Genomic DNA, 1,576 nt, shown 5'->3' with positions numbered 1-1,576 from the left:
CAGCGCAATTCTTATATCGTTGTTTAGTCCGGGCCGATCCGCAATCATGAGGAGTCATTGGAGCTCGTATTATCGTGGAAGAAACGCTTGAAACCAAAACTCTCACATCGAGGCCGCGGCGCGGCGGTGCCGCTTCTCGGCGAGACGCGCGACTAAGAGGTCCGGTGATTTACCTTCCTACCGCCGTGCGCAACATCCCGACATATGAAGTGCTTGCGCAGGACGGGGTTGAGGCAATTGACGATCATGCGATGAATATCCTCGAGACCATTGGAATAGAATTTCGTGATGACGCCTCTGCTGCCATCTGGCGACAGGCTGGAGCCGAGGTTACCGGGCATCGCGTGCGCATTGCCCGCGAACTTATCCGTAAGTTGATCGCCACTGTTCCCGGTGAGTTTGACTATCATGCCCGCAACTCCGACCGTACAGTCAGGGTCGGCGGACGCAACATGATCTTTGGCCCCGCCAACGGATCGCCATATCTTATTGATCTCGACGGTGTCCGGCGGCAAGCGACCGCCGAGGATATGCGCACGCTGATGAAGCTTCACCACGTAAACCCGGTAATCCACTACAACGGCGGCTACACGCTCGAGCCGATGGACGTCCCGGTGCCGCACCGACACTTGCACATGGTGGAATCTTCGTTCCTCACCACCGACAAACCTATTATGGGCTCGTCTCAGTCCGAGTTTCAGGCGCAAGACAGTCTGGACATGGCGAAGATCGTTTTCGGCGAGAAGTTCGTCGACGAGAACGTTGTCATGACCACGTTCCTCAACTGCAACTCACCGCTCGTTTGGGACCAAACGCAGCTTGAATCGCTACGCTTATACGCGGCTCATAACCAGGCGCTTCTGCTTTCGCCTTTTGTACTTTATGGCGCTTCCACGCCTGTGCACGTGCTCGCCGCGACGGCGCAGATAGTGGCTGAGGTCATTGCTGGTGTGGCGTTCAGCCAAATCATCCGTCCCGGATGTCGTGCATTAATGGGTGTGGCACCGATGGGCGTTTACATGAAGAGCGGTTCGCCAACATTCGGTTCGCCAGAGGTGGCGCTTGCAATGTTCATATTTGGCCAGATGGCCAGATTCTACGGCATTCCATGGCGGACGAATGGCGCCAAATCCGGATCGAAGGGGGATGACCTCTACGCTGGTTACGATTCTATTCTGAAAGTTTATCCTGCGATCCTTGGCGGTTGTAATCTCCTGACCCATTGCGGCGGTACGATCGAGGGATCGCTATGCATCTCCATGGGTAAGCTCGGCGCCGACAGTCAGCAGATGCAGAACTTCTACACAATGCTGAAGGGAGTTGATTGGGTCGACATGGATACCGCGCTCGCCTCCCTCGCAAAGGTAGGACCAGGCGGGCATTTCTTTGACGAGGACTATACTCGCGAAAACCTTCCGTTCTTAGACGAAATCCAAGACAATGAACGATTTGAATCCTGGGTAGCGACGGGCAGCAAGGATGCCGGAACGCGCGGACGCGAATGGTGCCGCAAGATGCTGAGCAAATACGAGGAGGAGCCACCGGCGCTTGAGACCTCGATACGCGAGGCGCTGCG

At 56.0% G+C, this 1,576-nt stretch carries 1 protein-coding gene; it reads left to right on the top strand.

Going from position 1 to position 1,576, the window contains the following annotated elements:
- Positions 1–164 precede the first annotated feature (164 nt).
- Positions 165–1,576 (top strand): trimethylamine methyltransferase family protein (locus EH240_RS36925; protein ID WP_125007237.1); only part of this gene is annotated, 1,412 nt, incomplete at its 3' end.

The sequence above is a fragment of the Mesorhizobium tamadayense genome, assembly GCF_003863365.1.
In the GTDB taxonomy this organism is placed as follows: domain Bacteria; phylum Pseudomonadota; class Alphaproteobacteria; order Rhizobiales; family Rhizobiaceae; genus Mesorhizobium; species Mesorhizobium tamadayense.
Note: the sequence above shows the minus strand (reverse complement) of the source record. Positions and strands in the feature narration are given on the sequence as shown.